The organism is Exiguobacterium sp. s149 (assembly GCF_018618395.1).
Lineage (GTDB): Bacteria > Bacillota > Bacilli > Exiguobacteriales > Exiguobacteriaceae > Exiguobacterium > Exiguobacterium chiriqhucha.
Genome location: NZ_JACSLZ010000011.1, coordinates 55,591 through 80,384, shown reverse-complemented (window position 1 = coordinate 80,384; position 24,794 = coordinate 55,591). Strand labels below are relative to the sequence as shown.

The 24,794-nt window shown below is 52.7% G+C and carries 27 protein-coding genes; 19 read left to right on the top strand and 8 right to left on the bottom strand.

What is annotated here, in order from left to right; translation table 11 throughout:
- Window positions 1-11: 11 nt before the first annotated feature.
- Entirely contained in the window at window positions 12-1,103 is a 1,092-nt protein-coding gene (gene dinB / locus KNP81_RS13200) for a DNA polymerase IV (RefSeq protein WP_251128898.1), read from the bottom strand.
- A 68-nt stretch (window positions 1,104-1,171) separates the two neighbouring features.
- Window positions 1,172-2,083, bottom strand: coding sequence for a magnesium transporter CorA family protein (locus tag KNP81_RS13195; RefSeq protein ID WP_214720276.1), 912 nt, complete (start codon window positions 2,081-2,083; stop codon window positions 1,172-1,174).
- 172 nt (window positions 2,084-2,255) lie between these two features.
- Here KNP81_RS13195 and KNP81_RS13190 point away from each other — a divergent pair, with 172 nt between their 5' ends.
- Window positions 2,256-3,128 carry an HD domain-containing protein gene (locus KNP81_RS13190; RefSeq protein WP_214720284.1) on the top strand — a complete coding sequence of 291 codons (873 nt, stop codon included), beginning with the start codon at window positions 2,256-2,258 and terminating at the stop codon, window positions 3,126-3,128.
- Window positions 3,129-3,168: 40 nt separating this feature from the next.
- On the opposite strand, the gene KNP81_RS13185 is transcribed toward KNP81_RS13190, so the two are convergent.
- Window positions 3,169-4,167 (bottom strand): peptidylprolyl isomerase, encoded by a 999-nt coding sequence (locus KNP81_RS13185; RefSeq protein WP_214720275.1) that lies wholly within the window; start codon window positions 4,165-4,167, stop codon window positions 3,169-3,171.
- A gap of 151 nt (window positions 4,168-4,318) precedes the next feature.
- Between KNP81_RS13185 and KNP81_RS13180 the strand changes: the two genes are divergently transcribed.
- Window positions 4,319-4,657 (top strand): DUF1878 family protein, encoded by a 339-nt coding sequence (locus tag KNP81_RS13180; protein WP_242679007.1) that lies wholly within the window; start codon window positions 4,319-4,321, stop codon window positions 4,655-4,657.
- Here the strand turns inward: KNP81_RS13180 and KNP81_RS13175 are convergent.
- Together KNP81_RS13175 and KNP81_RS13170 are read right to left on the bottom strand one after the other, a co-directional pair.
- On the bottom strand, window positions 4,641-5,204 hold the full coding sequence (locus KNP81_RS13175) for an HTH-type transcriptional regulator Hpr (protein ID WP_021066715.1): 564 nt from the start codon (window positions 5,202-5,204) through the stop codon (window positions 4,641-4,643). The two genes, KNP81_RS13180 and KNP81_RS13175, sit on opposite strands and share 17 nt — an antisense overlap.
- Window positions 5,205-5,263: 59 nt before the next feature.
- Window positions 5,264-5,620, bottom strand: coding sequence for a hypothetical protein (locus KNP81_RS13170; protein WP_021066714.1), 357 nt, complete (start codon window positions 5,618-5,620; stop codon window positions 5,264-5,266).
- A 174-nt stretch (window positions 5,621-5,794) separates the two neighbouring features.
- On the opposite strand from KNP81_RS13170, the gene KNP81_RS13165 reads away from it, so the two are divergent.
- Window positions 5,795-6,124 (top strand): hypothetical protein, encoded by a 330-nt coding sequence (locus KNP81_RS13165; RefSeq protein ID WP_241764606.1) that lies wholly within the window; start codon window positions 5,795-5,797, stop codon window positions 6,122-6,124.
- A gap of 54 nt (window positions 6,125-6,178) precedes the next feature.
- On the opposite strand, the gene KNP81_RS13160 is transcribed toward KNP81_RS13165, so the two are convergent.
- The gene (locus KNP81_RS13160) at window positions 6,179-6,607 is read right to left on the bottom strand and encodes an HIT family protein (RefSeq protein ID WP_214720274.1); all 429 of its coding nucleotides are present in this window, start codon (window positions 6,605-6,607) and stop codon (window positions 6,179-6,181) included.
- Between the two features lie 132 nt (window positions 6,608-6,739).
- Between KNP81_RS13160 and KNP81_RS13155 the strand changes: the two genes are divergently transcribed.
- Window positions 6,740-7,789, top strand: a complete 1,050-nt coding sequence (locus KNP81_RS13155; RefSeq protein WP_214720273.1) for a hypothetical protein — start codon at window positions 6,740-6,742, stop codon at window positions 7,787-7,789.
- Between the two features lie 47 nt (window positions 7,790-7,836).
- Here the strand turns inward: KNP81_RS13155 and KNP81_RS13150 are convergent, their stop codons facing one another.
- Complete coding sequence (locus tag KNP81_RS13150) at window positions 7,837-8,091, bottom strand: GlsB/YeaQ/YmgE family stress response membrane protein (RefSeq protein WP_021066710.1); 255 nt, start codon at window positions 8,089-8,091, stop codon at window positions 7,837-7,839.
- Between the two features lie 167 nt (window positions 8,092-8,258).
- Between KNP81_RS13150 and KNP81_RS13145 the strand changes: the two genes are divergently transcribed.
- Both KNP81_RS13145 and KNP81_RS13140 read left to right on the top strand, forming a co-directional pair.
- On the top strand, window positions 8,259-8,996 hold the full coding sequence (locus tag KNP81_RS13145) for an ABC transporter ATP-binding protein (RefSeq protein ID WP_214720272.1): 738 nt from the start codon (window positions 8,259-8,261) through the stop codon (window positions 8,994-8,996).
- A complete protein-coding gene (locus KNP81_RS13140; RefSeq protein WP_214720271.1) occupies window positions 8,993-10,123 on the top strand; it encodes an ABC transporter permease in 1,131 nt (376 codons plus the stop codon). The genes KNP81_RS13145 and KNP81_RS13140 overlap by 4 nt, the downstream gene beginning before the upstream one ends.
- A 39-nt stretch (window positions 10,124-10,162) precedes the next feature.
- Here the strand turns inward: KNP81_RS13140 and KNP81_RS13135 are convergent, their stop codons facing one another.
- Window positions 10,163-11,461, bottom strand: a complete 1,299-nt coding sequence (locus KNP81_RS13135; protein WP_214720270.1) for an ammonium transporter — start codon at window positions 11,459-11,461, stop codon at window positions 10,163-10,165.
- A gap of 129 nt (window positions 11,462-11,590) precedes the next feature.
- Here KNP81_RS13135 and KNP81_RS13130 point away from each other — a divergent pair, with 129 nt between their 5' ends.
- The 13 genes from KNP81_RS13130 (at window position 11,591) to KNP81_RS13070 (ending at window position 24,793) form a co-directional block, all read left to right on the top strand.
- Window positions 11,591-11,896 carry a MerR family transcriptional regulator gene (locus tag KNP81_RS13130; protein WP_021066706.1) on the top strand — a complete coding sequence of 102 codons (306 nt, stop codon included), beginning with the start codon at window positions 11,591-11,593 and terminating at the stop codon, window positions 11,894-11,896.
- Window positions 11,897-12,012: 116 nt separating this feature from the next.
- Complete coding sequence (gene hemE / locus KNP81_RS13125) at window positions 12,013-13,062, top strand: uroporphyrinogen decarboxylase (protein ID WP_021066705.1); 1,050 nt, start codon at window positions 12,013-12,015, stop codon at window positions 13,060-13,062.
- Window positions 13,059-13,988, top strand: a complete 930-nt coding sequence (hemH, locus tag KNP81_RS13120) for a ferrochelatase (RefSeq protein WP_021066704.1) — start codon at window positions 13,059-13,061, stop codon at window positions 13,986-13,988. The genes hemE and hemH overlap by 4 nt, the downstream gene beginning before the upstream one ends.
- A complete protein-coding gene (hemG, locus tag KNP81_RS13115) occupies window positions 13,981-15,366 on the top strand; it encodes a protoporphyrinogen oxidase (protein ID WP_214720269.1) in 1,386 nt (461 codons plus the stop codon). The genes hemH and hemG overlap by 8 nt, the downstream gene beginning before the upstream one ends.
- An 89-nt stretch (window positions 15,367-15,455) precedes the next feature.
- Window positions 15,456-16,343, top strand: coding sequence for a Cof-type HAD-IIB family hydrolase (locus KNP81_RS13110; RefSeq protein WP_241764605.1), 888 nt, complete (start codon window positions 15,456-15,458; stop codon window positions 16,341-16,343).
- 68 nt (window positions 16,344-16,411) lie between these two features.
- Window positions 16,412-17,401 (top strand): lipoate--protein ligase, encoded by a 990-nt coding sequence (lplA, locus tag KNP81_RS13105; RefSeq protein WP_214720268.1) that lies wholly within the window; start codon window positions 16,412-16,414, stop codon window positions 17,399-17,401.
- A 157-nt stretch (window positions 17,402-17,558) separates the two neighbouring features.
- Window positions 17,559-18,032 carry a PTS sugar transporter subunit IIA gene (locus tag KNP81_RS13100; protein ID WP_131472251.1) on the top strand — a complete coding sequence of 158 codons (474 nt, stop codon included), beginning with the start codon at window positions 17,559-17,561 and terminating at the stop codon, window positions 18,030-18,032.
- Window positions 18,033-18,135: 103 nt separating this feature from the next.
- Complete coding sequence (locus KNP81_RS13095) at window positions 18,136-19,683, top strand: long-chain-fatty-acid--CoA ligase (protein ID WP_214720267.1); 1,548 nt, start codon at window positions 18,136-18,138, stop codon at window positions 19,681-19,683.
- Window positions 19,684-19,779: 96 nt separating this feature from the next.
- Window positions 19,780-20,082, top strand: coding sequence for a metal-sensitive transcriptional regulator (locus KNP81_RS13090; protein WP_021066698.1), 303 nt, complete (start codon window positions 19,780-19,782; stop codon window positions 20,080-20,082).
- A 12-nt stretch (window positions 20,083-20,094) separates the two neighbouring features.
- Entirely contained in the window at window positions 20,095-22,206 is a 2,112-nt protein-coding gene (locus KNP81_RS13085; protein ID WP_214720266.1) for a heavy metal translocating P-type ATPase, read from the top strand.
- A complete protein-coding gene (gene copZ, locus KNP81_RS13080; protein WP_214720265.1) occupies window positions 22,203-22,409 on the top strand; it encodes a copper chaperone CopZ in 207 nt (68 codons plus the stop codon). Before KNP81_RS13085 ends, copZ begins: the two co-directional genes overlap by 4 nt.
- A 345-nt stretch (window positions 22,410-22,754) precedes the next feature.
- Window positions 22,755-23,417: a response regulator transcription factor gene (locus tag KNP81_RS13075; RefSeq protein ID WP_214720264.1), complete on the top strand. Its 663-nt coding sequence runs from the start codon at window positions 22,755-22,757 to the stop codon at window positions 23,415-23,417.
- Window positions 23,414-24,793 (top strand): sensor histidine kinase, encoded by a 1,380-nt coding sequence (locus KNP81_RS13070; RefSeq protein ID WP_214720263.1) that lies wholly within the window; start codon window positions 23,414-23,416, stop codon window positions 24,791-24,793. The genes KNP81_RS13075 and KNP81_RS13070 overlap by 4 nt, the downstream gene beginning before the upstream one ends.
- Window position 24,794: the final 1 nt, after the last annotated feature.

Below are 24,794 nucleotides of genomic sequence, written 5' to 3'. Positions count from 1 at the left end.
TGAATGGTCATTCATTCTTCAAGCGAAGGTTTTGTAAGCTCTTCGAACGTGAGCTGACGTGCCGTCTCTGTACGGGTGATTAAATCGGACACCGTCATCCCGATTAAGCGGACCGGTTCAGTGATCGCCATCTCGTCGAACAGGCGGCGGGCGAGCCGTTTAATCTCGTCGTGGTCGTGCGTCGGATGGTTCAGTTTGATTTGATGGCTCCGGGCCTGGAACTCGCTTGTCTTGATTTTAATCGTCACCGTCTGGCAGCTGAGTTCACGCCGGTCGAGTTGATGGAGCACATCTTCGATTTCCGGGACGACGCGTTCATATACTTCCTCCGGGTCATCGAGGTCGAATGCGAACGTCGTCTCGGAACCGATCGATTTGCGTTCCCGCGTCGGGACGACGGGGCGGAAATCACGGCCATGGGCGAGTTCGTATAGCTGGTTGCCGCGGTCGTAGCCGAAGATGGCCTTAACCTGTTCGGGTTGTGCGCGCTGGAGGTCAGCAATCGTATGGTAGTCGTGTTTGAACAGCGTTTGGGCGGTCACTTTACCGACGCCGTGCATCGTCGTGATGGGGAGCGGGGCGAGGAACGATTTGACATCGGCCGCTTCGACGACCGTCAGTCCGTTCGGTTTGTTGAACCCGGAGGCGATTTTGGCGACGAACTTTGACGGGGCGACTCCGGCCGAGGCCGTCAGCCCCGTCCGGCGCTTGATTTCCCCAAGGATATACCGCGCGATATAAGGGCCGGACGTGCTCATAAGTGTGTTCTCGGTCACGTCCAAATACGCCTCGTCAAGCGAGAGCGGTTCGACGAGCGGTGTGATGGACTTGAAGATGGCCATCACTTGCTGGCTGACTTGCCGATAGACGTGAAACCGCGGTTTGACGAACGTCGCCTGGGGACAGAGAGCGAACGCACGCCGTGATGACATGGCGCTGTGAATCCCGTATTTTCTCGCCTCATACGAACAGGTGGCGACCACCCCACGGCTGTGGGGGGCGCCACCGACGATGACAGGCTTATCACGTAAATCAGGACGGTCCCGTTGTTCGACCGAGGCGTAAAACGCGTCCATATCGACGTGGATAATCAATCGTTCCATGTACATCACCTTTCTGTCTCATCTGCTCCTTTCAGTATACCGAACTTTTGTTCGTTTTTTTAGTCTTTTCACTCACTTCGTTTCTTACGTTGTTTTTCCAATCGTTCTTGGTTCCGAATTTGATTTGGGAACTGTAAGAGCGAACCAATCCAATTCTTTCGTTTCAACCACGCATAGACCAAGCCTGTGAAGAGCATAATCATCATCCAGGCGAACAGATAACCGAGCGGCCACTTCAGTTCAGGCATCTCTTTGAAGTTCATTCCCCAGATGGCACCGAAGGCGACGACCGGGGTCGTCAAAGCCGTGAAGACGGTCAACGCCTTCATAATCTCGTTGCCGCGAAAGTTCGACAGCGTCGAGGCGAGGTCGGTTAACGCGATGACATCGCCTTGATAATGTTCGATTAACGTCAATAGACGGTCGACCCGATACGTGGCAAGGCGATAGGCTTTCAATTCATCTAAGTCGACATCAAGGAACGCCTCACGTCCGGCCATGAGTAACTCACGATATGGGACGACAGTGTCGGACCATCGTTCAATCTCGCTGCGGAGCCCGAAAATCTCATTCATAAATTCGGGCGGGACTTGCCCGCTCATCTCGCGTTGGGTCATCATCAAGCGTTCTTCATACTCATCGATACCGTGGAAATAATAGTCCATCTTTTCAGAGAGCAGGTCATAGAATGCCTCGATTGGCGAGTCATACTGCTTCGCGGCCACTGTCTCGCAATACAGCTCATCGAATCCGATTGTCCATAAAAAGTCCCGGGTCACGAAATAGTGCCCGATTTTTTGTGGTTCGCGTTCGAGTTGTTCGTAGTCGAGCGTGAGCGACCCGTACATATAATCACGTTCGACGATGATTTTTGTGACTTTCGCCGTCGTCAATTGTTCGAGCCAATATGTGTACGCTTCCTCATAGTGATTGTCGACATGTACGATTTCTTCTGGTCGTGTATACCAATTCCAATTCATCTTTCATTCCCCCAATATGCTTCTCTCTGAAGTATTCCCGCTTTTCTTAGAAAGTTGGCATCTGACCTGAACTTTCGTTAAGATGTAGGTACTGACAAGAAGAGAGGTGCTTTTTTTGACGACTACTAAAATCGGTCAGCTCAAAGTGGGCGACACGTTGAACCAATATGTGATGATTAAACAATCGTATCGTGGACTCGCCGGAAACGGCAAACCATATTTGACGCTCATCCTATGCGATGAGAGCGGAGAGATTGAGACGAAAGTATGGGACAGTGCCGATACGGACAAATATGCGACGAAAAAGATTGTCCATGCTTCCGGGGAAGTGATGGACTACCGTGGCCGGACCCAGTTGAAGTTGAAACAAATCTCCATCATCGAAGGTGAGACGGACATCGCGCCATACGTGCGCTCGGCCCCAGTGCCGAAGTCAGAACTCGAGACAGGGATTCGCGGCTATATCGAGGCGATGGAGCACGTGGGGATGAAACAACTCGTGACGGCGCTTGTCGACCGGAACGAGGAAGCTTACTTCACGTATCCGGCAGCGGTGCGCCATCACCATGCGGTCTATTCAGGGCTTGCGTTCCACGTCCTGTCGATGCTGAAGCTGGCTGACACGATGTGCGACCTCTATCCGCAATTGAATCGAGACTTGCTCGTCTCGGGCGTCGTGCTCCACGACTTGGCGAAAGTGATCGAGTTATCGGACGCGATCACACCGGAGTATACGCTCGAAGGCAAGCTGCTCGGTCATTTAGCGCTCATGGCAACTGAAATCGAAGTCGTGGCCCGAGAGCTCGGCACCGACCGTGAAGTCGTGACGTTGCTCCAACACCTCGTCCTCAGCCATCACGGGAAACCGGAATGGGGATCGGCGAACGCGCCGCAGCTCCCGGAAGCCGAGATGCTCTTCTTCATCGACAATATCGATGCCCGGATGAATATGTTCGATAAGGCGTTCGAAGGCGTCGAGCCAGGGACGTTCACAGAACGGGTCATGGCGCTTGACAACCGGGCGTTCTATAAACCGAAGTTATGAAGGCATACAAAAAAGACGTCCCGCGGGACGTCTTTTATTATTACTGCTCTGTCGATTCCTCGGCAGGAGCTTCTTCTGTACCTTCTTTTTCTGCTTTGAGCGCATCTTTCACGGCGTCGAACTGCTTCGATGCTTTCGCATCTTTCACATCGACGTTATATTTCTCGATCAACTCGGCATAGATTTTATTCGCGTCGACAGAAGCGGCTTTTTCAGTCGCTAATTCTTCACGAATACGATCTTTCTCATCTTCGAGTTTAAGGTCTTTTTCTTTACGGTCCATGACTTTGATGACGTGGAAGCCGAATTGTGACTGAACCGGGTCAGAAACTTTGCCAACGACGTCTTCTTGGAACGCATACTCTTCAAATTCAGGGACCATGGCGCCGGCTGAGAAGTAACCGAGGTCGCCACCTTTCTCACCAGAACCTGTGTCTGTCGATTTTTCTTTCGCGACGTCAGCGAAGTCGGCACCGTCATTCAACTCTTTGATGATCGCTTGTGCTTCTTCTTCTGTCTCGACGAGGATGTGGCTCGCCTTGACTTCGACGTTCTCTTTCGCGAACTGTGCTTCGATATCTTCGTCTGTTACTTCGACGAGCTCTGATTTCGCTGCATCGACGAGCATTTGACCGCGGAGCGCTTCTTTGAACTCGTCCGTGCTAGTCATGCCGGCTTGTTGAATCGCTTGCTCAAACTCTTCTTTCGAGTTGAACTGCTCTTCGGTCTTGCTGAACTCTTCATCGACTTTGTCTTGTTCGACTTTGTCGCCATACTCTTTTTCAAGCAATTCGTTCATCGTTTCTTGGAACGCAAGTTGTGGGACCATACTATCGTAGCTCTTGTCTACGATTTCGCCGCGTGTCACTTCGCCGCCTTCAAAAGAAACAACTGTTGAGTTGTCAGAAGCCCCGCCGCTTGTCGCCGCATACGTGCCGCCGACACCGATGAGAAGTGCAATCGCTGACGCGCCGACGAGGGCGCCTGTTGAAAACTTCTTGTTCTGTTTGTTCGGTTCATTCGTCATTCCGTTTGACATATATTCCACCCCTATAAATCTATAAGTTTCTAAATCCGACTATACCACATTTTGTTAATGATAACAGCTGTTCTCTTGCCTGTGTAGTATCATAGCACAGAAACGTGTCGTATAATGATGAAAGAGAATGTGAAATGATGGGGTGGAGAACGTGTCGTTAGAAGAGAAAATCAATCAATTATCGTTTCAAATGGAACTGTTGCTCGGGGCGGTCGATTGGTCGGAGCGGCCCTTTGAACATGAGGTGCTCAAGGCGAATTTGACGAGGCAAGACGTCGTCGCATTTTTCGCGTTGCTGGATGATATCCGAGAACGACAAAACGAGCAAATGCGCTACGGGCTGTCGTCCGTGGAACCTTTGCTCGTTCATTTCGTTGGGATGCTTCATCCTCAGTTAGAGGCCGAGACGATTCTCGCGGCGTGCGTGCGCCAAGGGATGGCGCTAGACGTCACGGAACCGCTGTATCGGCAGGTCAAGCTTCTTTACTGATCTCGTCGTCCTCGGGGCGACGTCCGGCTTCTTCCGTGATCATCTTCGACGTTTCTGCAAAGATGTCCATGAAGTTGTCGCCATACAATCGGCGAACGATCGCGGTGATGTCCGTCAAGTCCGGGAATTTCCCGTACAATTCTTGAAGCGGGAGCGAGGCGCGGAAGACGCCGTTCTCTTCCGGGTCGAACGCATGAATCGTCTCGAGCAAGAGCGCTTCACCTTCAGGCGTCAATTGGACGTACGTATTTCGTTTGTCCGTTTCCTTTTTCGAGAACGTGAGCAAACCGCGGTCTTCTAACTTCTTCGAGAAGTTGAACGCCGTCGATACGTGCATGACCCCATATTTGGCGATCTCTGAGATCGAGGCGCCGCCGAGGGCGTGAGCAATCCATAAAATATGGTGCTCGTTTATGTTCAAGTCGAACGGTTTAATCCAATTTTGCCAGTCTTTCTCGACCGTCTTCCACAGTGCCTTACTAAGCTGAATGATTTTATGACTATAGAGCATGGCCTCAGGGCCAGTGAATTCTTTTTCGTGTTCCATGTCGATCCATCCTTTCCGATACAATGTGACTAAAACGACGGGCGATGACGACAGACCGGTCAGTTGGCCTTTTCCGCTTTCGCTTCGGTCGCATCTGACTGTACGTTCGAAAGCTCGTTTAGGTTTCCTTGGATCCGCTCGATTGAAGGCTGAATGTCTTGTTGATAGCGTTCGACTTCGGCTTTTACTTGATCTGTCAATTCTTTACCTTGTAACTTACCTGCCGCCGCAACTTGCGACGCATCTTTAGCGACTTTTTGGAATTGTTCTTTCAACGTAGTGATTGTAGACGCTCGGTGTTGATTGGCCGCCGCGTCATTCGCCGTTCCACGGGCGAGTTTTTTCACGGTCACAGCTCCTAGAAACGCTACGACAAAGCCGAAAGCAACCCAATCGCGACGATTGTGATTCGACAATACATTCCCCTCCTCGAGCACGCTGATACTAGAATACATTCTTTTCATATTATTTTACCAAAAAAGAGAGATTAAAAACCTATATCTTAAATAAAATTTTTCAGAACATTCAATTTTGACCGAAAAATCATTTTATTTTAAACTATGGGTAAAGGAAGGTGACCTCCAGTGAATATGCAAAAGCGTTGGGTTGATGACATGTTAGACCTGTATAACGCGGCCAAGCGACTGGGAGATGACCCTTGGGCACAGACAATAATGGAAGCACTCGAGGCGGGATATGAAGCGTCGGAACAGAACGAACAGACGCGGAAACAAACTTTGCTTGAAAAGCGACTTATTGAAATAGACGCCCGTCTAAATTTGTTAAGAAAAGAATTCGAACAAGCGGAATCTGTCAAATCGCGGCAACAGTTATACGAGCAGGCGATTAAATTACAAGTCGAGCGTGCCCAAATCGAAGAGGAGCGGAAGCGCCATCTCGATTCAATCAACTCGTCATGAGGCGCGAGACAAAAATGGACCGGTCGCACATTGGGCGATCGGTCCATTTATTTGTTACAGGTTTGCTTTAATACCGGCAGCGATTGCCTGCATGTCGTCAGATGAGTACGCGTCTTGATGCGTTTCCCATTTGGCGCCAAATCCGTCCGTCTCCCCGTAGCGCGGCAAGAGGTGGATGTGGAAGTGATAGACGGTCTGCCCGGCAATCGCTTCGGCGTTAGACAACACGTTCATCCCGATCGCGCCTGTTTCACGCTGAATCGCGTTCGCGACGGCAGGGACGGCTTGGAAGACGTCACGGGCCACATCGGTCGGCAATTCATAGATGTTACGGGCGTGGTGTTTCGGAATGACGAGCGTATGTCCTTTCGTGACTTGAGAGATATCGAGGAACGCGACGACGGCGTCATCCTCGTATACCTTATACGACGGGATGTCGTTGTTAACGATTTTACAAAAGATACAGTTGTCCTCAGTGTGCATGCTGACTCCTCCATTCATGAATGACTAATCCATCTCATCATAACATGGAAATTCGGGCGGAAGAACGATTGTCCGGACAGACGATGCCCCTTACACTGAAACCAATAGCAAGTAGAGAGAGGAAGAAAACGGATGGCGTATGTACGATCGAAGAAACCGTCACGGCGAAGAAATATCTATCTCGGGCTGCTCGTGACGCTCGGTGTCGGCCTCGCGGTCGGTGCGTTCTATCAATGGGAATATAAACCGGCTGCTGCCAACGACAAGATTCACGTCCGCTTCAAGGACGCACTGTTGACCGAAGACGTCAGCTTCTTCCAGGAAAACGTCGAATATGAAGCGGAACCGCTCACGCGAGCCGAAGCGCTCCGTTTCATGGAGTGGTTGAATGAAGAGAAGTCGATCCGTGGTGAGGCCATCTCGGAAGTGGCGCAGGACAGGTCGGACCGGGCACAAGGCATAGAGACGGACGGATTGTTCCGGCTCGTCGATACGGGCGAAGGGCGGTTCGGCTTTGCGGATTATCGGATTGAGTTGTTGCCGAAGACGTTGCGTGCTTTGGCAGACGTTCCACTGACGAATATTTGGATAGATGGGGTGCAGGCGGGACGGATTGATGAGGCAGGCACAGCAGTTGAGGTGGTTCGCATGCCGGGCCGTTACGACGTCAAAGCCGTCGCCGTCGTCGATGGGGAAACAGTGACCGAAACCGAGGCCGTGACATTGACGGAAGATGCGCAACTGGCGTTTGGGTTATTGCCGGACCAGGACGAGACGGTGGCCGGACAATTCGACCTCGAACGAGCCGAATTGATTGAAATCGAGGTCGAGGCGCAAACCGGTCATTCGATTGAGATGCTTGAGGCGCTCATGAACAAACGGGAACAGAAAGTCGTCGACGAGATTGGTGAACCGATGGAACGGGGCGACGTCTGGCGCTATGATGGGATGGAACTCCGGTTTGTCGACGGCCGGGTCGATCGCATTGATATCGATTTACAGAAACGGCCCGACGACCTGCTCGCGCTCTTGGGCGAACCGAATGAAAAAGTCGACACGGACCTCGGCCTCGAATGGCGCTACGACCGAACGTTGCTCGAGTCGATTTTCACGTTCTTGCGCTTACAGAGCGAGAAACGGTTCATCGAGCGGGATGAAGCCATCTATCTCATTTTGACATGACAAAAAAAGGGACCCTCGGCGAGGGTCCCTTTTACGTGAGCCGTAGATTAACGTTTACGGTTCATTGATTTCATAACGAACGATACGATCAAGATTAAGATAATCGCACCAAGAAGTGCTGGGATAATCGCGATGCCGCCAACTGCAGGACCGAAGTCTCCGAAGATGAGGCCACCGAGCCAAGCACCGATGATACCAGCAATGATGTTCCCGATGACGCCACCTGGTACATCCTTACCTAAAATAAGACCTGCTAACCAACCGATAATACCCCCAACGATTAAAGTGATAATCCAACCCATAAAAACATTCTCCTTTCTGTTTTGTCCATTGTTCTCACTAACAATTTTATGGAACAATGGAAGTACTGAATAAGTTTTAAAATGCCTTACAGTTCAGATTATTCCCATGTGACAGCTTTTAAAACATATATCACAAAAAAAAGTTGAAAATGAGGGGTGGAGTTTTCATGTTGCACGTCGACCACTTGAATGGCGGTTATATAGGTAAACAAGTGTTACACGATATTTCGTTTGATGTAAAAAAAGGTGAACTCGTCGGGCTGATAGGGCTAAACGGAGCCGGAAAATCGACAACAATCAAACATATTTTAGGATTGCTTGATCCGATTTCAGGATCGGTCGAAGTCGATAGTCAAACACTCAGCTCGTCAGAAAAGAATTATCGTAAGAAAATTAGTTATATACCCGAGACCCCTATCTTGTACGACACGCTGACGTTGCGTGAACATTTGACGTTGATCGGGAAAGCGTATGACATCGACGTGGCGGATTTGACGACCCGGACCGAGCGATTGGCACGAGATATGCGGATGGAGAAGCAACTGGACTGGTTCCCGTCCGTCTTCTCGAAAGGGATGCGCCAAAAAGCGATGATTCTCTGTGCGCTCGTGACGAAGTCACCGCTCCTCATCGTCGATGAACCGTTCGTCGGACTCGATCCGCTTGCGATTCGCCAACTGTTGCGATTGTTTGACGAGTATAAGGAAGACTGCGCCATCTTGATGTCGACGCACATCTTAGAGACGGCCGAGCGCCACTGCGACCGTTTCGTCTTCTTGCACCAAGGATCGGTCATCGCGACCGGGACGGCCGCGCAACTTCGTGACACATACGGTCTGCGTCCGGACGCCACGCTCGATGACATCTATGTCGAGGCGATTGAGACCGAGGAGCGGAAACGATGAACGTATTCAAACAACGATTTGGCGTCTGGATGGAAGACGTCGTGAAATACAGCCGCTACGTCGCGAACGGCGGCTTGTTATTCACGCTTTATTTCACGCTCATCTACGGGGCGTTCGTGTATAACCAATTTTTGACGGATTTGGACCCGGTTTTTCCGAGTGAATGGATCGTGGCGCTGATTTGGTTGCTGCTTCCGCTCGGTCATCGTCCCCGGACGTTGATTCAAGAAGCAGATCAAGTCTTCTTATTGCCACGACTCGGTGAGATTCAAGCGTTCATGACAGGCGTTCGCGCATTCAATGTCGTCTTCGCCACCGTCCGTGCCCTCCTCGTCATGCTCGTCGTGTTGCCGCTACTCGTCCGGACACAAACGCTCACGTCGGTCGAAGTCGGGGCCATCCTCGCGACGAGTGTGCTCCTTTCAGCCGCGGGTCGTCTCGCCAAGTTGGAGGGTATTAAATACGTCGTCTTGCCGAGCGCACTCGCCAGCGGCTTCCTCATGCAGTTCAGTGTGCCGTTGTTGACGCCAGTGCCCGCACTCGTCCCGTTTGTCCTGCTCCACGTGCGACGGAATCGGCGCATCCCGCTGCTTGACTGGCTCACGCTCGAAGAAAAGAGCAAAGCCCAGTTCAACCGGGTCGTCAGTTGGTTCGTCGATGTGCCGGCGATGCGGGAAGATGTGAGGGAGCGGTCGTTCATCGTCAGTCTGCTCGAGCGGTCTGTGTTGAAACGGGCTGATGCCGCCCGTTACGTGTACGGGCTCCGGGTCATGCGCTCGAACGATTCGCTCGACCTCGTGTTGCGTCTTTCCGCCGTCGCGCTCGTCGTCATGTGGCTCTCGGGCGGATGGTATGTCGGGTTGGTCGTCCCGCTCTTCGTCGGGTTGACGGCGCTCCAACTCGTCCCATTATTTAAACGGCTCGACACGGTATCGATGGCGTCGTGGTTACCGATTACACGTACCGAAAGGCTCGTCGCCTATAAATGGTGGGCGACGCGGTTATTGTTCGCGCAACTGCTCGCCCTCGGTGTTGCCTCGCTCTTGTTCGGGGCGACGTGGGACGCGCTCGTCGGTCTCGGCCTCGCGTATTTGGTCGTCCGATATTACTTGAGTCGATTGACATGAAACAGGGACACCCGGATTGGGTGTCCCTGACTGTTGTCGTTATTTCTTAGGTGACATGACCGATACGCTCGACCCGAGAATTTTCGGAAGACGTGCCGGTGCTTCTGGTTCTGTCTCGACTTCACCGTAAGCAGATACACCGTGCTCGGCGATGTCGAGGCCGATATCTTCTTGTTCTTCTGTGACACGAAGACCGATTGTGACGTCGAGGAGTTTTAAGAAGGCGTAGCTACCGCCACCGGCGATGACCATCGCGATCAAGACACCGAGTGCTTGGACACCGAGTTGAGTCAAGCCGCCGCCGTAGAAAAGGCCGGCCGAACCGATGCCTGTGATCTCGACCAAGCGAGGCGAGGCGAAGAATCCGAGCGCGAGCGTCCCGATGATACCGGCAACACCGTGCACTGAGAAGGCGCAGAGCGGATCGTCAATATATTTCGCCATAAGGATGCTCGTACCATACGTGGCGATCGAAGCGAGGGCACCGATGACGATGGCGGCCCAAGGTTCGACGAAGGCGCAAGCAGCGGTGATGGCGACGAGTGCCCCGAGGACACCGTTGACGATTGTCGGGATGTCCGCCGTTTTCTTGTGAATCATGACGATGGCGAGCGCACCGAGCGCACCTGCAGCCGTGGCGAGCATCGTCGTAAGAGCGACGTAACCGAAGAATCCGTCCGCGACCGACATCGTCGACCCGGCATTGAAACCGAACCAGCAGAGCCAGAGCACGAGTCCACCGACGACCGTCAAGACGTGGTTATGACCGGCGAGTGATTCCGTTTTACGACGTGGTTTCAAGATGATGGTGGCCATAAGGGCAGCCATTCCGCCTTGAAGGTGGACGACAGCCGAACCGGCGAAGTCTTGCATGCCCATCGTCCCGAGAAGTCCACCAGCCCATACCGAGCGGGCGACGATTGGATACAGGATGGCGACGAAGAAGACGCCGAACAAGACGTAAGCAGACAATTTAGCCCGCTCTGCGAAACCGCCCCAGGCGATGGCGAGCGCGACAGCGACGAATGACAACTGGAACAAGAATTTGATGTCGATCGAGACGTTGGCCCAATCGAGGCTCGTGAACGATCCGTTCATGAAGAATCCTTCTGTCCCGAACCAACGGGTCCCGTCCCCGAATGAGAGGCCGAAGCCGACAGCCCAAAAGGCGAGTGCCGCCACAGAGAGGCTGATGATTTGTTTGACTGCGACGTGCCCGGCGTTTTTAGCCCGGAGCGTCCCCGTCTCGAGCAACCCAAATCCAAGTTGCATCGTCAAGACGAGCAAGGCGGCGATGAGTACGAACAGCGTGTCCATATAATATAAGATGTCTTCCATGTTGCGATTCCTCCTTTTTAACGATTGATGATTCAAAAGTTGTTTTCAGTGTAAGGCGAAAAATTCGACTTGGATTGCAAATTGTCAGATTATCTGACATAGTTTTTTTATGAGGGAGGAGGGCGAGAGATGGACTATAAGTCGAAGAAAGTGATTGGAATGGGCGTCATCACTGAACTGACGGGACTTTCGGAGCGACAAGTCCGCTATTATGAGTCAAAAGGGCTCGTCTTTCCAGAACGGACCAAAGGCGGTTCACGTAAATATTCTTTCCATGATGTGGAACGATTGATTGATGTGGCCTCGAAGCTCGAAGATGGTTGGCGGATTCAAGACATCAAAGATCGCGAGAAGCGCTTGTCGACGAAACAGCGTGACGATTTGATTCGTGGTCAGCTTAATTCGGCCTTCCGCACGTATCCGCCAAAGAAATGACACAAAGAAAACATAATGAAAATGCTTCACATTAGCATTATTCTAATTAATTTCTGTATAATGTTTTTGAGTTCACATACCTATAGAAGAAGAGTGTAGGAGAATTATAGAGGGGAATGACGCGACGTATGAACGATACTATTTTGAAGGCGTTTAAAGGAGAGGCGACAGACTATGTGCCCGTTTGGTACATGCGCCAAGCCGGACGCTACCAACCAGAATATCGTGAGATCAAAAAAACGAGGACATTATTCGAAATCACTCATGATGCCGAATTGTGTGCCTACGTGACAGAGCTCCCGGTAAAACAACTAGGAGTCGACGCGGCCATTCTGTATAAAGATATTATGACGCCACTTCCGTCGATGGGCGTGGATGTGGAAATCAAGAGCGGCATCGGTCCGGTCATTGATAACCCGTACCGGACGATGGAAGACGTGGAACGCTTAAAACCGCTCAACACGGACGACATCTCGTACGTGTTCGAGACGATTCGTTTGCTTCGGGAACGTTTGGAAGTACCGCTCATCGGGTTCTCGGGTGCACCGTTCACACTCGCGAGTTATATGATTGAAGGCGGTCCATCGAAGAGTTACCATCGGACGAAAGCGCTCATGTACGCAGAGCCGGACGTATGGAACGCACTTATGGAGAAGCTTGGCGACATGGTCATCACGTATGCGACGGCGCAGGCGGAGGCCGGCATTCAAGCGTTCCAGTTGTTCGACTCATGGGTCGGGACGCTCAGCCGCAAAGATTATGTTCGTTATATCAAACCAACGACAGAACGGATCTTCACCGAGTTGCGCAAGCTCGACATCCCGCTCATCATGCACGGTGTCGGAGCGAGCCATCTCGTCGAAGAGTGGCAAGACCAGCCGCTCGACGTCGTCGGACTCGACTGGCGCCTGTCGATTCAAGAAGCGCGCGACCGCGGTATCACGAAAGCGGTCCAAGGTAACCTTGACCCGTCATTCTTGCTAGCTCCGTGGCCGATCATCGAAGCGAAAGTGAAAGAAATCCTCGATGAGGGGATGAAACAACCTGGATACGTCTTCAACTTGGGACATGGGGTGTTCCCGGAAGTCGATCCGTCTGTGCTCGTCAAATTGACAGCATTTATCCATGACTACTCACGTGAAAAAATGGGAGGCAAATCATTATGAAAACCGTCGGATTACTCGTAATGGCTTATGGGACACCGTACAAACCTGAAGATATCGAGCGCTACTATACGCACATTCGTTATGGTCGCAAGCCTTCACCGGAAGCACTCCAAGACTTGACGGAGCGCTATGAGGCCATCGGTGGCGTGTCGCCGCTCGCGAAAATCACGATCGATCAAGCGGAGACGCTCCGTGACATCTTGAACGAGCGCCACGTGGGCGAAATCGACTTCAAGCTCTATATCGGGCTCAAGCACATCGAACCGTTCGTAGAAGACGCGGTCGCGCAAATGGCGAACGACGGCATCAAAGAAGCGGTCTCGGTCGTATTGGCCCCGCACTACTCGTCATACAGCGTCAAGTCGTACAACGGACGGGCGCATGAAGAAGCCGCGAAATACGGCATCGAGATCCGTTCGGTCGAATCGTGGTACGATGAGCCGAAATTCATCAATTGGTGGGCGGAAGCCATCAAAACGACGTTCGCGAACTTGCCGGTGCCGGCCGAGAAGGCTTGCTTGATCGTTTCGGCGCACAGTCTCCCAGAGAAGATTTTGGCAGGTGGCGACCCGTACCCGGATCAATTGAAAGAGACGGCTGACAAAATCGCTCAAGCGGCGGGCGTACCGAACTATGAGGTCGGTTGGCAGTCGGAAGGCAACACGCCTGACCCGTGGATCGGGCCGGACGTCCAAGATTTGACGGCTGAACTTTATGAAAAGCATGGCTATGAAGCGTTCGTTTACACGCCGGTCGGATTTGTCGCGGATCACCTCGAGGTGCTCTTCGATAACGACGTGGAATGTAAAGTCGTCTGTGACCGCCTCGGCGTTCACTACGCGCGTCCTAACATGCCAAACGCGGAGCGGAGCTTCATTGAAGCCATCGCCGATCGCATGGAAAGCGTGATTGTACATCATGCGTAATGTAACGATTGTCGGTGGTGGGATCACAGGTCTCACCGCCGCTTTTTATGCCGAGCGTTATTTACCGAACGACGTCACGATCAAGCTCGTCGAGACGAGCGGACGGTTAGGCGGGAAAATCGATACGTTTGAAACGGGAGAATTTGCGGTCGAACGAGGTCCCGACTCGTACGTCTTCCGCAAGACAGCGATGACGGACTTGATTCATGACGTCGGTCTCGGCGATGAAATCGTCCGGAACGGGGTCGGGCAAGCGTACGTGCTCCATCATGACGGGCTGCATCCGATTCCGAAACAGACGGTCATGGGCATCCCGCTCGACGTCGATGCGTTCAAGGACACGACACTCTTATCGGACGAAGAACATGCCGCGCTCCGGGCGATGCTCTTATCGCCACCGGACGTCGAAGCACCGGAAACGGACGTCTCCCTTGGTTTGTACTTGCGTGAACGTGTCGGGGACCCGATCGTCGACCGGCTGATCGAACCGCTTCTTTCCGGGATTTACGCGGGAGACATCGATCAGATGAGCGCTTTGTCGACGTTCCCTCAGTTTATCGAAGGCGAGAAGAAACATGGGAACTTGTATGAAGGGATGCGACACTTGCGTCCTGAACAACGGGTCGCGGAAGTCGGCGCCAAGAAAGTTGGACAGTTCGCTTCACTCAAGCGAGGCTTGAAGTCGCTCACTGATCGTCTTGCCGAGCGACTAGAGCGCACCGAGATCATCTTGAACTGTTCGGTCGAACAAGTCGAGGAGATTGAAGGCGGCTATCGCCTGCTGACGAATCGAGGCGATATCGAGTCCGACCACCTCATCTTGACGGTCCCGCCTCGGCTCATCCGTCAGTTCTTACCGAAAGTCGACAGTAATTTTCTCGCGGATATGAAACCGCACGCGACGGCGACGTGTTCGCTCGTATTCAAAGAAGACGATATCGAGTTGCCGTTCATCGGGACGGGCTTCGTCACGAGCCAAGAGGCGGATGTGACGATTACGGCGTGCACGTTCATCGACCAAAAATGGCCGCATGCCGTGCCGGAAGGGTATCACGTCCTGCGCGTCTTTCTCGGACGTCCGGGCGCCGATGAGATCGTCGATGCGTCAGATGAGGAGATTGTCGCGACGGCGTTACGTGACCTTGGAGGCTTGATGACGATTAAAGCAGCACCACTCGAGACGGTCGTCAGCCGGCTTCGGGACGGGTTGCCACCTTACGCCGTCTTCCATTCCGATCGGGTCCGCGCGTTGCGCGCCGAGATGGGCCGCGTCTATCCAGGGATCTTGCTCGCAGGCATCGCCTATGACGGAATCGGCATGCCAGACTGCATCAAGAGCGTCCATGAACAAATCAAAGCGCTCGCAGAAGAAGGTTAAAGATTCATGAAGGGAGGTGTCGGATTATTCCGATGGCCTCTCTTTTTGTTATAGTTATAAGCGAAACAGAAAAAGAGGAGTGGATGTTGATGACAACGTACAAATTGTTCGTATCCGATATGGATGGCACGATTCTGCACAACCACACGAAAATTGCACCTGAGACGGCAGAAATCGTCCGTGCGGCAGAAGCACAAGGGATTCGCTTTGCGATTGCGACGGGACGCAATTACTTCAACGCGAAAGAGATTCTCGACGAGGTGGGCCTCACGTGCCCGATCGTCTCTTCGAACGGCGGTCGCGTGCTGACGGAAACGGGTGAAGTGCTACATGAAATCGATTTGACGACAGAAGAGGCGCTCGAGGTCGTGTCGGTGTTGCATCAAGACCACAAATATTCGGACGTCTTCTATGAAATGTATTCAGAGGCGGGCCTCGTCGCGAGCCGACTCGATTTGATCGATGCGACGATGGAGAACTTGAAGCAGAACGGCGATGAGCGGTCGCTCGAGATGTATGAGTTCTTCCAAAAACGTTATTACGTCAACGAGGACGTCCGTCTCGTCGAAGACATCGAGGATTTCATCAAGAATGAGGCCGGACGCGTCTATAAATTCATCGCCTTTTCGAGTCATTTCGAGAAGATGTCCTCACTATGGACGGAAATCGATGAGCGCGTGGAAGGCGTTTACGTCACGTCTTCAGGCAATGACAATATCGAAGTCATGGCGAACGGGGCTGATAAAGGGCACGGCGTCAAAAAATTGGCCGAGCATTTCGGCGTCGATTTATCGGAAGTCGTCGTCATCGGGGACAACTTGAACGATGTCCCGATGTTTGAGGTGGCCGGTAAAGCGATTGCGATGGGCAATAGTCACGAAGACTTGATTGCCATTAGCCACCACGTCACAGAGCGTCATGACGAATACGGCGTCGCGAACGCATTGAAGCGCGTCATGAACGGGGAATGGAAGTAAACAAGTTGTAGCGCCGGGCCGCCGTCTCGTATAATACAATTAACGATTATCCTTAGGAGGAACCTACTGTGAAATTTATTTTCAACCCGGATATCCGGGACCCGAAACTCAACTTGGCGATCGAGGAGTATATCCTCAAACATTTGAACGTCGAGCATGAGGATTATTTCTTGTTCTATATTAACGGCCCGTCGATCATCATCGGCAAGAACCAGAACACATCAGAAGAAGTTAACTTGAAGTATATCGAAGAGAACGGGATTGACGTCGTCCGTCGTTTGTCAGGCGGCGGTGCTGTCTATCATGATGAGGGCAACTTGAACTTCAGCTTCATCACAAAAGATGACGGCAACTCGTTCAACAACTATAAGAAGTTCACGCAACCGATTGTCGACGCCTTGAAGCAACTCGGCGTCGAGGCAGAGTTGACGGGACGTAACGATATCCAAGTCGGCGAACGGAAAATCAGCGGGAACGCCCAGTTCACGACGCGCGGCCGTATGTTCAGCCACGGAACACTCATGTTCAACTCGAACATCGAGGAAGTCGTCAACTCGCTCAACGTCTCGGAAGAGAAGATGCGTTCAAAAGGCATCAAGTCGGTCCGTAGCCGTGTCGCCAACATCACGGAGTTCTTAGAAGAAGAGATGGCGATGGAGCACTTTGTCGAGGCGCTACTCCATTCGATTTATGACGGACAGGAACCAGAACGTTACGTGCTTCGCGATGAGGACTGGGAAATCGTTCAGGATATCTCGAAAGAGCGCTATGCGAACTGGGACTGGAACTTCGGGAAATCGCCGAAGTTTGATGTCGAGTCGAAACGTCGATTCCCGATTGGTACGATCGACGTCCGCTTGAACGTCAACAAGGGTACAATCACGGAAGCGAAAATCTATGGGGACTTCTTCGGTGTCGGGGATATCCATGACGTCGAACAAGCCCTCGTCGGAACGCGGTTCGAACGCGGCGCGATTCGGGAACAATTGTCACAGCTTGACGTCAAACATTACTTCGGCAACGTCGAGCTCGAAGAACTCGTCGATCTCATTAGCTGAAGCGGGTTTTCATGCAGAAGGGCCTCCCTACAGAGGTCTTTCTTTTTGGCGTTTTCGTGACAGGTTGTCTGGACCGTTGCGTGTCGTTCCGGCGAGGCGTATCATAATCAGTGCAAGCGCTTTCGTGAGATGGAGTCAACCAATGGGAGGAAACGATATGTATCGATTTATCACTGAATGGATGGACACGAATTTGATGTGGGTGACGGAGCAACCGACATTTGATCTCGCCGTCCAAGCGATTGGACTTGAACTCGAAGGTCGAGGTATCGTCAATGACACGTTCGCGCGCGTCGTGACGGAGCAAGAGCGGACGATCCCGTCGGGCGTTACCGATGTCGCCGTACCGGTCGCTGTCGTCGATGTACCGCTTCACGTCGCAAAACAAGACGGCATCACCTTGTTGCATCTCAATCAACCGTTTGCGATGCAGACGATTGCGGGAGAGAGTATTCGGGCCGAAGCGATTTTCTTCATCACGGCGACGACGGAAGCGAAACAGTCGGCGCTCCATAAGTTGATGGACGACTTGCTCATGGACGATGAGACGTTACAGGCGCTCGTGCACGTACAGAGCCGGACCGGATTGTATCATTTGCAGACGATGGACTTGAAAGCGTTTTCTTATTGAGGCGTTTCATGTACAATGAAGATAACTGAAAAAGAGCGCGGCTGCCGTGCTCTTTTTTACGGCTCAAAAGTGAATAGTCATTCATTTTCAAAGGGGGATTATCATGGCAAACTTAGTCACGGCACTACAAGGCGTGGTGGCCGCGCATCCGAACAAGGCGGCCTACGTGTTTGGGGAAGACACGGTCAGCTACGGACAGTTCTATGGACAAGTCGAGGCGATGGCGGCGACGCTCGAGCAAAAAGGCATCGGTCAAGGCGACCACGTCGCGCTCGTCCTCGGCAACAGCCCCGCGTTCTTGATTTCGTATTTCGCGGTGCTCGCCCGAGGTGGGGTCGTCATTCCGATCAACCCTACATACACACCGGATGAGATGGCCTACATCTTGCTCGATGGCGACGTAAAGGCGATTGTCGCGTTGTCGCCGCTCGTCGCGCAAGCGGAAGCCGCACTCACGAACTTACCGCAACTCCGACTCGTCATCTCGGTCCCGTATGCAGACGTACCGGCGTTGAAGCGGGATGGGGACATCGAGTTCTTACCGTTCAGCGAGGCGTTCGCGACGACGAAAGCTGAAGTGGTCGAAGTCGATGAGGGCGAGGTCGCTGTCATCCTGTATACGAGCGGGACGACCGGGAAACCGAAAGGCGCCTTGTTGACACATCTCAACTTGTTCTCGAACGCCCATTCGATCGGGGAGTATTTGGAGATCACGCCGGAAGACAAAGCGCTCGCCGCCTTACCGATGTTCCACGTCTTCTGTTTGACGGTCATCGTCAACGCACCGCTCCTGCGCGGGGCGACGATTGTCATCTTGCCAAAATTCTCACCGCAGGACGTGTTCGACCTCGTCCCAAAACATCGCGTCAGCATTTTTGCCGGTGTCCCGACGATGTACAACTTCCTGTTGCAGACGGCGATGAAAGTTCCAGCATACGCCTCGGCGCTCAAGCATGTCCGCGTCTTCGTATCCGGTGGAGCGAGTCTGCCGGTACAGTTGCTCGAATCGTTCGAGCAAAAGTTCGAGTGTAAGATCCTCGAAGGATACGGTCTGTCCGAGGCGTCACCGGTCACGTGTTTCAATCCGCTCCACGGCGAGCGGAAAGCCGGGTCAATCGGTCCGTCAATCGTCCACGTCGAGAACAAGGTCGTCGACGAACTCGGCGAAGAGGTCGGGGTCGACGAGGTTGGTGAACTGATCGTCCGTGGACCGAACGTGATGAAAGGCTATTATAAATTACCGGAAGAAACGTCGATGACGCTTCGCGATGGATGGCTCTATACGGGCGACTTGGCGAAACGGGACAAAGACGGTTACTTTTATATCGTCGACCGGAAGAAGGACATGGTTATCGTCGGTGGCTATAACGTCTATCCACGCGAAGTCGAAGAAGTGCTCTATCAACATCCGGGTATCGTCGAAGCAGCCGTCATCGGGGTACCGGATGCCGAACAAGGGGAAGCGGTCAAAGCGTTCATCGTCACGCGAGACGAACAGGTGACGCTCGACGAGATTCGAGCGTTCGCGGCGACGAAACTGGCGAAGTACAAACAGCCGACGCATATCGAAATCATCGAGGAGCTGCCGCGGAACACGACCGGGAAGATTTTACGGACCGTCTTGAAGAGCGAGCAATTCCAACGCAATTGACGGGAGAGAAGGACGACGAAATCAGTCGTCCTTTTTTTGTTCAAAAGATTTGACACCGTTACCGGGTAGGGGTATATTGATGGTGAGGTGATAATCATGGAAGAATTCATGCATGACCAACCAATCGTTCCGCGTGAAGACGCAGAACGTGAAGCGCTCAGCAAACGGCTGCGCCGAATCGAAGGACAAGTACGTGGGATTCAAAAGATGGTCGAGAGCGACCGCTACTGCGTCGATATTTTGACCCAGACGTCAGCCATTCAAGCGGCACTCAAACAAGTCGAGATGCAACTGCTCGAACGTCACATGCGTAAATGTTTAGTCCATGCGAGTGAAACGGAAGACATGGACCCGTACATTGACGAATTGATGACAATCGTCAGCCGCATCAAGAAGTAAGGAGGTGTTCCGATGAAAACCGTCGAACTGTCGATTCAAGGAATGACATGCGCCGCATGCTCGGCCCGCATCGAGAAAGTGTTAAATAAAATGGACGGTGTCGAAGCGACCGTCAACTTGCCGCTCGAGACGGCGACGATTCGCGTCGACGACGGCATCACCGAAGACGAGCTGATCGCCCGCATCGAAAAAATCGGTTACGGCGCAGAACGAAAGGCGGAACTGACGCCAAAACACGACCTGCGCCCCCTCGAGCGAAAAGTGCTCATCTCGGCGCTGTTGTCGGCACCGCTTCTGCTCGTCATGATTACGCACATCCCAGGTGTGGCGTTCCAGGCCGATTGGCTGATGAGCCCGTGGTGGCAATTCGCGCTCGCCACGCCGGTCCAGTTTTGGATTGGGGCCCAGTTTTATAAGGGTGCTTATAAGAGTTTGAAGAGCGGCGCGGCCAATATGGACGTGCTCGTGGCAACAGGGACGTCGGCGGCTTATTTTTACTCCGTCTTCGAGATGCTCGCCCATCCGATGCATCCGTCACTCTATTTTGAGACGAGTGCCGTCCTAATCACGCTCGTATTACTCGGAAAATGGTTAGAGGCCCGAGCGAAAGAGAAAACGACAGACGCGCTCAAATCGCTTCTGTCGTTACAGGCGAAAGAGGCGATTTTACTCGTAGACGGTGAAGAACGCTCGGTCGCGATCGATTTGGTCAAAGCCGGTGACGTCATCGTCGTTCGTCCAGGTGAGAAAGTGCCGGTCGATGGGAAAATCGTCGAAGGAGAGACGGTCATCGATGAGTCGATGCTGACCGGGGAGTCGATTCCATCCGAGAAAACTGTCGGAGCTGACGTCGTCGGCGGAACGATTAACCGTTCACATCGGGTGTTGATGGTCGCCGAACGTGTCGGTAGCGAGACGATGCTCGCTCAAATTGTCCGCGTCGTCGAACAGGCCCAAACGGACAAGGCGCCGATTCAACGGCAGGCCGACCGAATTTCGGGTGTGTTCGTCCCAATCGTCGTCGCCATCAGCGCCTTGACGTTCGGGGTGTGGACACTCGGGTTCAACGATTTAGACATGGCAATTCGGGCCTCGATCGCCGTCCTCGTCATCGCCTGTCCATGTGCGCTCGGTTTGGCGACGCCGACATCGATTATGGTCGGGACAGGCCGTGCCGCCGAACAAGGCGTCTTATTTAAAGGTGGTGGCCAACTCGAATCGTTGAATGGTGTCGACATCGTTGTCTTTGATAAGACGGGGACACTCACGAAAGGGACGCCGGAAGTGGTGGCGACGTTCGGAGACGCGGCGTTCTTGAAGTTGGCCATCATGGCCGAACGCCAGTCGACACACCCGCTCGCCGAGGCGATTGGTCGTGGTGAAGGCAGCGGCCAGGTCGAACGTGTCGAAGAGTTGGCCGGTCGAGGATTGAAAGCGGTCGTGGATGGGAAACCTCTACGTATCGGTTCAGTCCGCATGATGCAAGAAGCCGGATTCGCCTTACCGGACTGGGACATGCAGGCGATGACGCCTGTCTATGTGGCTGACGAGTCTGGAATCGTCGCGGCGTTCGGTCTACAAGATCAATTGAAAGAGCGGAGCCGTGCCGTCGTGCAACATCTAGCCTTGACGAGACAAGTGTACGTCTTGACCGGCGACCGCAAAGAAGTCGCATTCGATATCGCACGTCAACTCGGGATTCCCGAAACGAACGTCATCGCCGAGGTGCTACCGGTCGAGAAAGCGGATCACGTCGAAGCGTTGAAGCGCCAAGGACGTGTCGCCATGGTCGGGGACGGCATGAATGATGCACCGGCTCTCGCCGTCGCGGATGTCGGCATTGCGTTTGGAAGCGGGACGGATGTCGCATTAGAAGCGGCTGACGTCACCGTGATGGGACAAGACATCGAGGGCGTGAATCGCGCCATCGAGATGAGTTCATTGACGATGCGTAACATTCGGCAAAACCTGTTCTGGGCGCTGGCTTATAACAGTCTGGGCATCCCGGTCGCAGCAGCGGGGCTGCTCGCCCCTTGGATTGCCGGGGCAGCGATGGCGTTCAGTTCGGTCTCTGTCGTCTTGAATGCGTTACGATTGAAAACACAAGGAGGAAAATCAACATGAATGAAACGACTTTAAAAGTAGAAGGTATGACATGCAACCATTGCAAAGCAGCGGTCGAAGGGGCGCTGACGGAATTAGACGGCGTCGAATCAGCGATCGTTTCGCTCCAGGACCATCGGGTCGATGTTATCCATAACGATAAAATCTCGAAACGAGCGATGATTGAAGCCATCGAAGAACAAGGCTACGACGTCAACGCATGATTCAAAGCTCTCGCCTGACGGCGGGAGCTTTTTTTGTGATGTTCAAGCGAGTCAAAACATGCTATATTATAGGTGATAATGAGAATCGCTATCAATGGGGAAGGTGGGGGCAAGATGGAACTCGTAATGATTAGCGGCGTACTGGCCTTACTGAGTGGAGGCACAGTATTCCTCGCGCAACAGATGCGTACTCGGCCGACACGGTAAGGAAGGGGAGACCCTTCTTTTTTTGTCGATTCGTTGACGTGTGGCGAGCACATTCAGCGCCCAAGAAACGACCTCATTCCCATCTTTTGTCCATAATTGTTTGATATGATATGTAAAAACGTTGCAGAGGTGACTCGAATGTACACAGTTTATTTAGTGGATGACGAAATCAATTTGAACAAAATGCTCGTCACATATTTGGAGCAGGAAGGGTATCGCGTTCGGTCGTTCACGGACGGAATCTCGGCTCAAGCTGCCATCAAGGACGAGCCGGACCTATGGGTGCTCGATATCATGCTTCCAGACTTGGACGGGTTCCAACTGTTGAAACAAATCAAGGCGACGAACGCCTTCACGCCGACGATTTTTATTTCGGCACGTGACGAAGACATCGATAAAATCATCGGGCTCGAGATGGGTTCTGACGATTACATCGCCAAACCGTTCTTGCCGCGCGAGCTTGTCATCCGGGTGAAGAAGTTGATTGACCGGGTGTACGGCTCAAAATCGAACGAACATATCGAGTATGGGGAATATACGATTTATCCCGAGAAACGTCTCATCCGACACGAACAGGATGAAATCGATTTGACGTCGAAAGAGTTCGACTTATTGCTCCTCTTCCTCGAACATCCGGGTTCGGCGTTGTCGCGTGAACAGATTCTCGAAGGTGTCTGGGGCCATGACTATTTCGGTTCGGACCGCGTCGTCGATGATTTGGTGCGGCGCCTGCGGAAGAAATTGCATCGCTTGGAGCTCGAGACGCTCTATGGCGTCGGTTATCGACTCGTTAAGCCATGAAGCTCGATCACCTTCAGCCGAAGCGGCTCATGTGGAAAATCTGGGTGTTGATTCTCCTCATCATCGTGACGCTCGCCTTGATGATTTTATTGACGATTCGTTCCTCGATCACGCAGTTCATCGATGAACAAGTGTATGAGACGTTGCAAGATGTCGATTATTACCTGGGTAATACGAACGAGTTGGAAAATATCCCGCAAAATCCGATTGAATATGATCGGCGGCAACAAGAGTCCCGTTCGGTCAACCAGCTCATCTTTCTGCCGAACGGACGAATCATTTATGGGTCGGCCCCGCTCGAACTGACGAACCGGATGTATCAAGAGGCGATCGAACAGACGAGCGAGGTCGCTAAATATCAGACGACGATTGACGGAGAGGATGTCTACTATATCATCCGTCAAAACGAGTACGACGGGGAGCTCATCTATCAGGCATCTTATGCGTGGGACGCCTATCGCCGTGAGCTCGTTTCGACGCTCTACTGGCGCATCTCGATTTTAATCGGGGTCATTAGCTTACTGTCGTTGATTCCGGCCTTATGGATGTCGCGTGAGCTGACGAAGCCAATTGTCGAGATGGAACGGGCGGTCGAAAAAATCTCGAACCGTCAATGGGAGACGGTGCTCCCGCTCGCCCGTCAAGACGAGCTCGGCCAATTGGCCCGCTCGATTGATGCGATGCGGCAAGAGCTGCAAGAGCAGGACGTGGCCCAACAGGCGTTGCTTCAAAACATCTCCCACGACTTGAAGACGCCAATCATGGTCATCCGTGGTTACGCCCAATCGATTGGGGACGGCATCTATCCGACCGGAGACTTGAAAGGGTCGGCCGAAGTCATTGATGAAGAGGCATCGCGTCTCGAGAAGAAAGTCGTCGATTTGTTGTACGTCACCAAGCTGGAATATTTCAAAGGCCAAGAGATGCGGCTTGAACCAATCAATCTCGATAAATTGGTGGAGCTGCTCGTCAGCCGGTTCAAATTGCGTGGCAACTTGGACTGGACGGTCGAAGGACATGCCGGTGAGATGCTCGGTGATGGGGAACAGATTCGCGTCGCGTTCGAGAACGTGCTCGATAACGCCTTGCGTTACGCCGAATCGAGGATTCATATCCGTCTGTCGCACACTGAGGCAGGCGTCGAGATCACGATTGAGAACGATGGCCCACCTGTCGATGAGAACCTCGACTTGTTCCATCAATTCTCACGCGGAAAACAAGGAAAGTTTGGGCTCGGTCTCTTCATCGTTCAACGGATTGTGACGCTCCATGAGGGGACGGTCGCATTGGGAAATACAAGTGACGGAGTTGCTGTGCATTTTCACTTTCCGCCCTCGAATTCGATAAAAAAACTAAAGTTAGATTCTCGAAATTAAA

What these genes read in the sequence shown, in the direction of transcription:
- copZ (WP_214720265.1), top strand. Translation starts at nt 22,203, where the DNA reads ATGAATGAAACGACTTTAAAAGTAGAAGGTATGACATGCAACCATTGC.
- KNP81_RS13075 (WP_214720264.1), top strand. Translation starts at nt 22,755, where the DNA reads ATGTACACAGTTTATTTAGTGGATGACGAAATCAATTTGAACAAAATG.
- KNP81_RS13190 (WP_214720284.1), top strand. Translation starts at nt 2,256, where the DNA reads ATGATTAAACAATCGTATCGTGGACTCGCCGGAAACGGCAAACCATAT.
- KNP81_RS13130 (WP_021066706.1), top strand. Translation starts at nt 11,591, where the DNA reads ATGGACTATAAGTCGAAGAAAGTGATTGGAATGGGCGTCATCACTGAA.
- KNP81_RS13110 (WP_241764605.1), top strand. Translation starts at nt 15,456, where the DNA reads ATGACAACGTACAAATTGTTCGTATCCGATATGGATGGCACGATTCTG.
- hemH (WP_021066704.1), top strand. Translation starts at nt 13,059, where the DNA reads ATGAAAACCGTCGGATTACTCGTAATGGCTTATGGGACACCGTACAAA.
- KNP81_RS13135 (WP_214720270.1), bottom strand. Translation starts at nt 11,461, where the DNA reads ATGGAAGACATCTTATATTATATGGACACGCTGTTCGTACTCATCGCC.
- KNP81_RS13090 (WP_021066698.1), top strand. Translation starts at nt 19,780, where the DNA reads ATGGAAGAATTCATGCATGACCAACCAATCGTTCCGCGTGAAGACGCA.
- KNP81_RS13175 (WP_021066715.1), bottom strand. Translation starts at nt 5,204, where the DNA reads ATGGAACACGAAAAAGAATTCACTGGCCCTGAGGCCATGCTCTATAGT.
- dinB (WP_251128898.1), bottom strand. Translation starts at nt 1,103, where the DNA reads ATGGAACGATTGATTATCCACGTCGATATGGACGCGTTTTACGCCTCG.
- KNP81_RS13100 (WP_131472251.1), top strand. Translation starts at nt 17,559, where the DNA reads ATGTATCGATTTATCACTGAATGGATGGACACGAATTTGATGTGGGTG.
- KNP81_RS13155 (WP_214720273.1), top strand. Translation starts at nt 6,740, where the DNA reads ATGGCGTATGTACGATCGAAGAAACCGTCACGGCGAAGAAATATCTAT.
- KNP81_RS13195 (WP_214720276.1), bottom strand. Translation starts at nt 2,083, where the DNA reads ATGAATTGGAATTGGTATACACGACCAGAAGAAATCGTACATGTCGAC.
- hemE (WP_021066705.1), top strand. Translation starts at nt 12,013, where the DNA reads ATGACGCGACGTATGAACGATACTATTTTGAAGGCGTTTAAAGGAGAG.
- KNP81_RS13185 (WP_214720275.1), bottom strand. Translation starts at nt 4,167, where the DNA reads ATGTCAAACGGAATGACGAATGAACCGAACAAACAGAACAAGAAGTTT.
- KNP81_RS13145 (WP_214720272.1), top strand. Translation starts at nt 8,259, where the DNA reads ATGTTGCACGTCGACCACTTGAATGGCGGTTATATAGGTAAACAAGTG.
- KNP81_RS13160 (WP_214720274.1), bottom strand. Translation starts at nt 6,607, where the DNA reads ATGCACACTGAGGACAACTGTATCTTTTGTAAAATCGTTAACAACGAC.
- KNP81_RS13140 (WP_214720271.1), top strand. Translation starts at nt 8,993, where the DNA reads ATGAACGTATTCAAACAACGATTTGGCGTCTGGATGGAAGACGTCGTG.
- KNP81_RS13095 (WP_214720267.1), top strand. Translation starts at nt 18,136, where the DNA reads ATGGCAAACTTAGTCACGGCACTACAAGGCGTGGTGGCCGCGCATCCG.
- KNP81_RS13085 (WP_214720266.1), top strand. Translation starts at nt 20,095, where the DNA reads ATGAAAACCGTCGAACTGTCGATTCAAGGAATGACATGCGCCGCATGC.
- KNP81_RS13070 (WP_214720263.1), top strand. Translation starts at nt 23,414, where the DNA reads ATGAAGCTCGATCACCTTCAGCCGAAGCGGCTCATGTGGAAAATCTGG.
- hemG (WP_214720269.1), top strand. Translation starts at nt 13,981, where the DNA reads ATGCGTAATGTAACGATTGTCGGTGGTGGGATCACAGGTCTCACCGCC.
- KNP81_RS13150 (WP_021066710.1), bottom strand. Translation starts at nt 8,091, where the DNA reads ATGGGTTGGATTATCACTTTAATCGTTGGGGGTATTATCGGTTGGTTA.
- KNP81_RS13165 (WP_241764606.1), top strand. Translation starts at nt 5,795, where the DNA reads ATGCAAAAGCGTTGGGTTGATGACATGTTAGACCTGTATAACGCGGCC.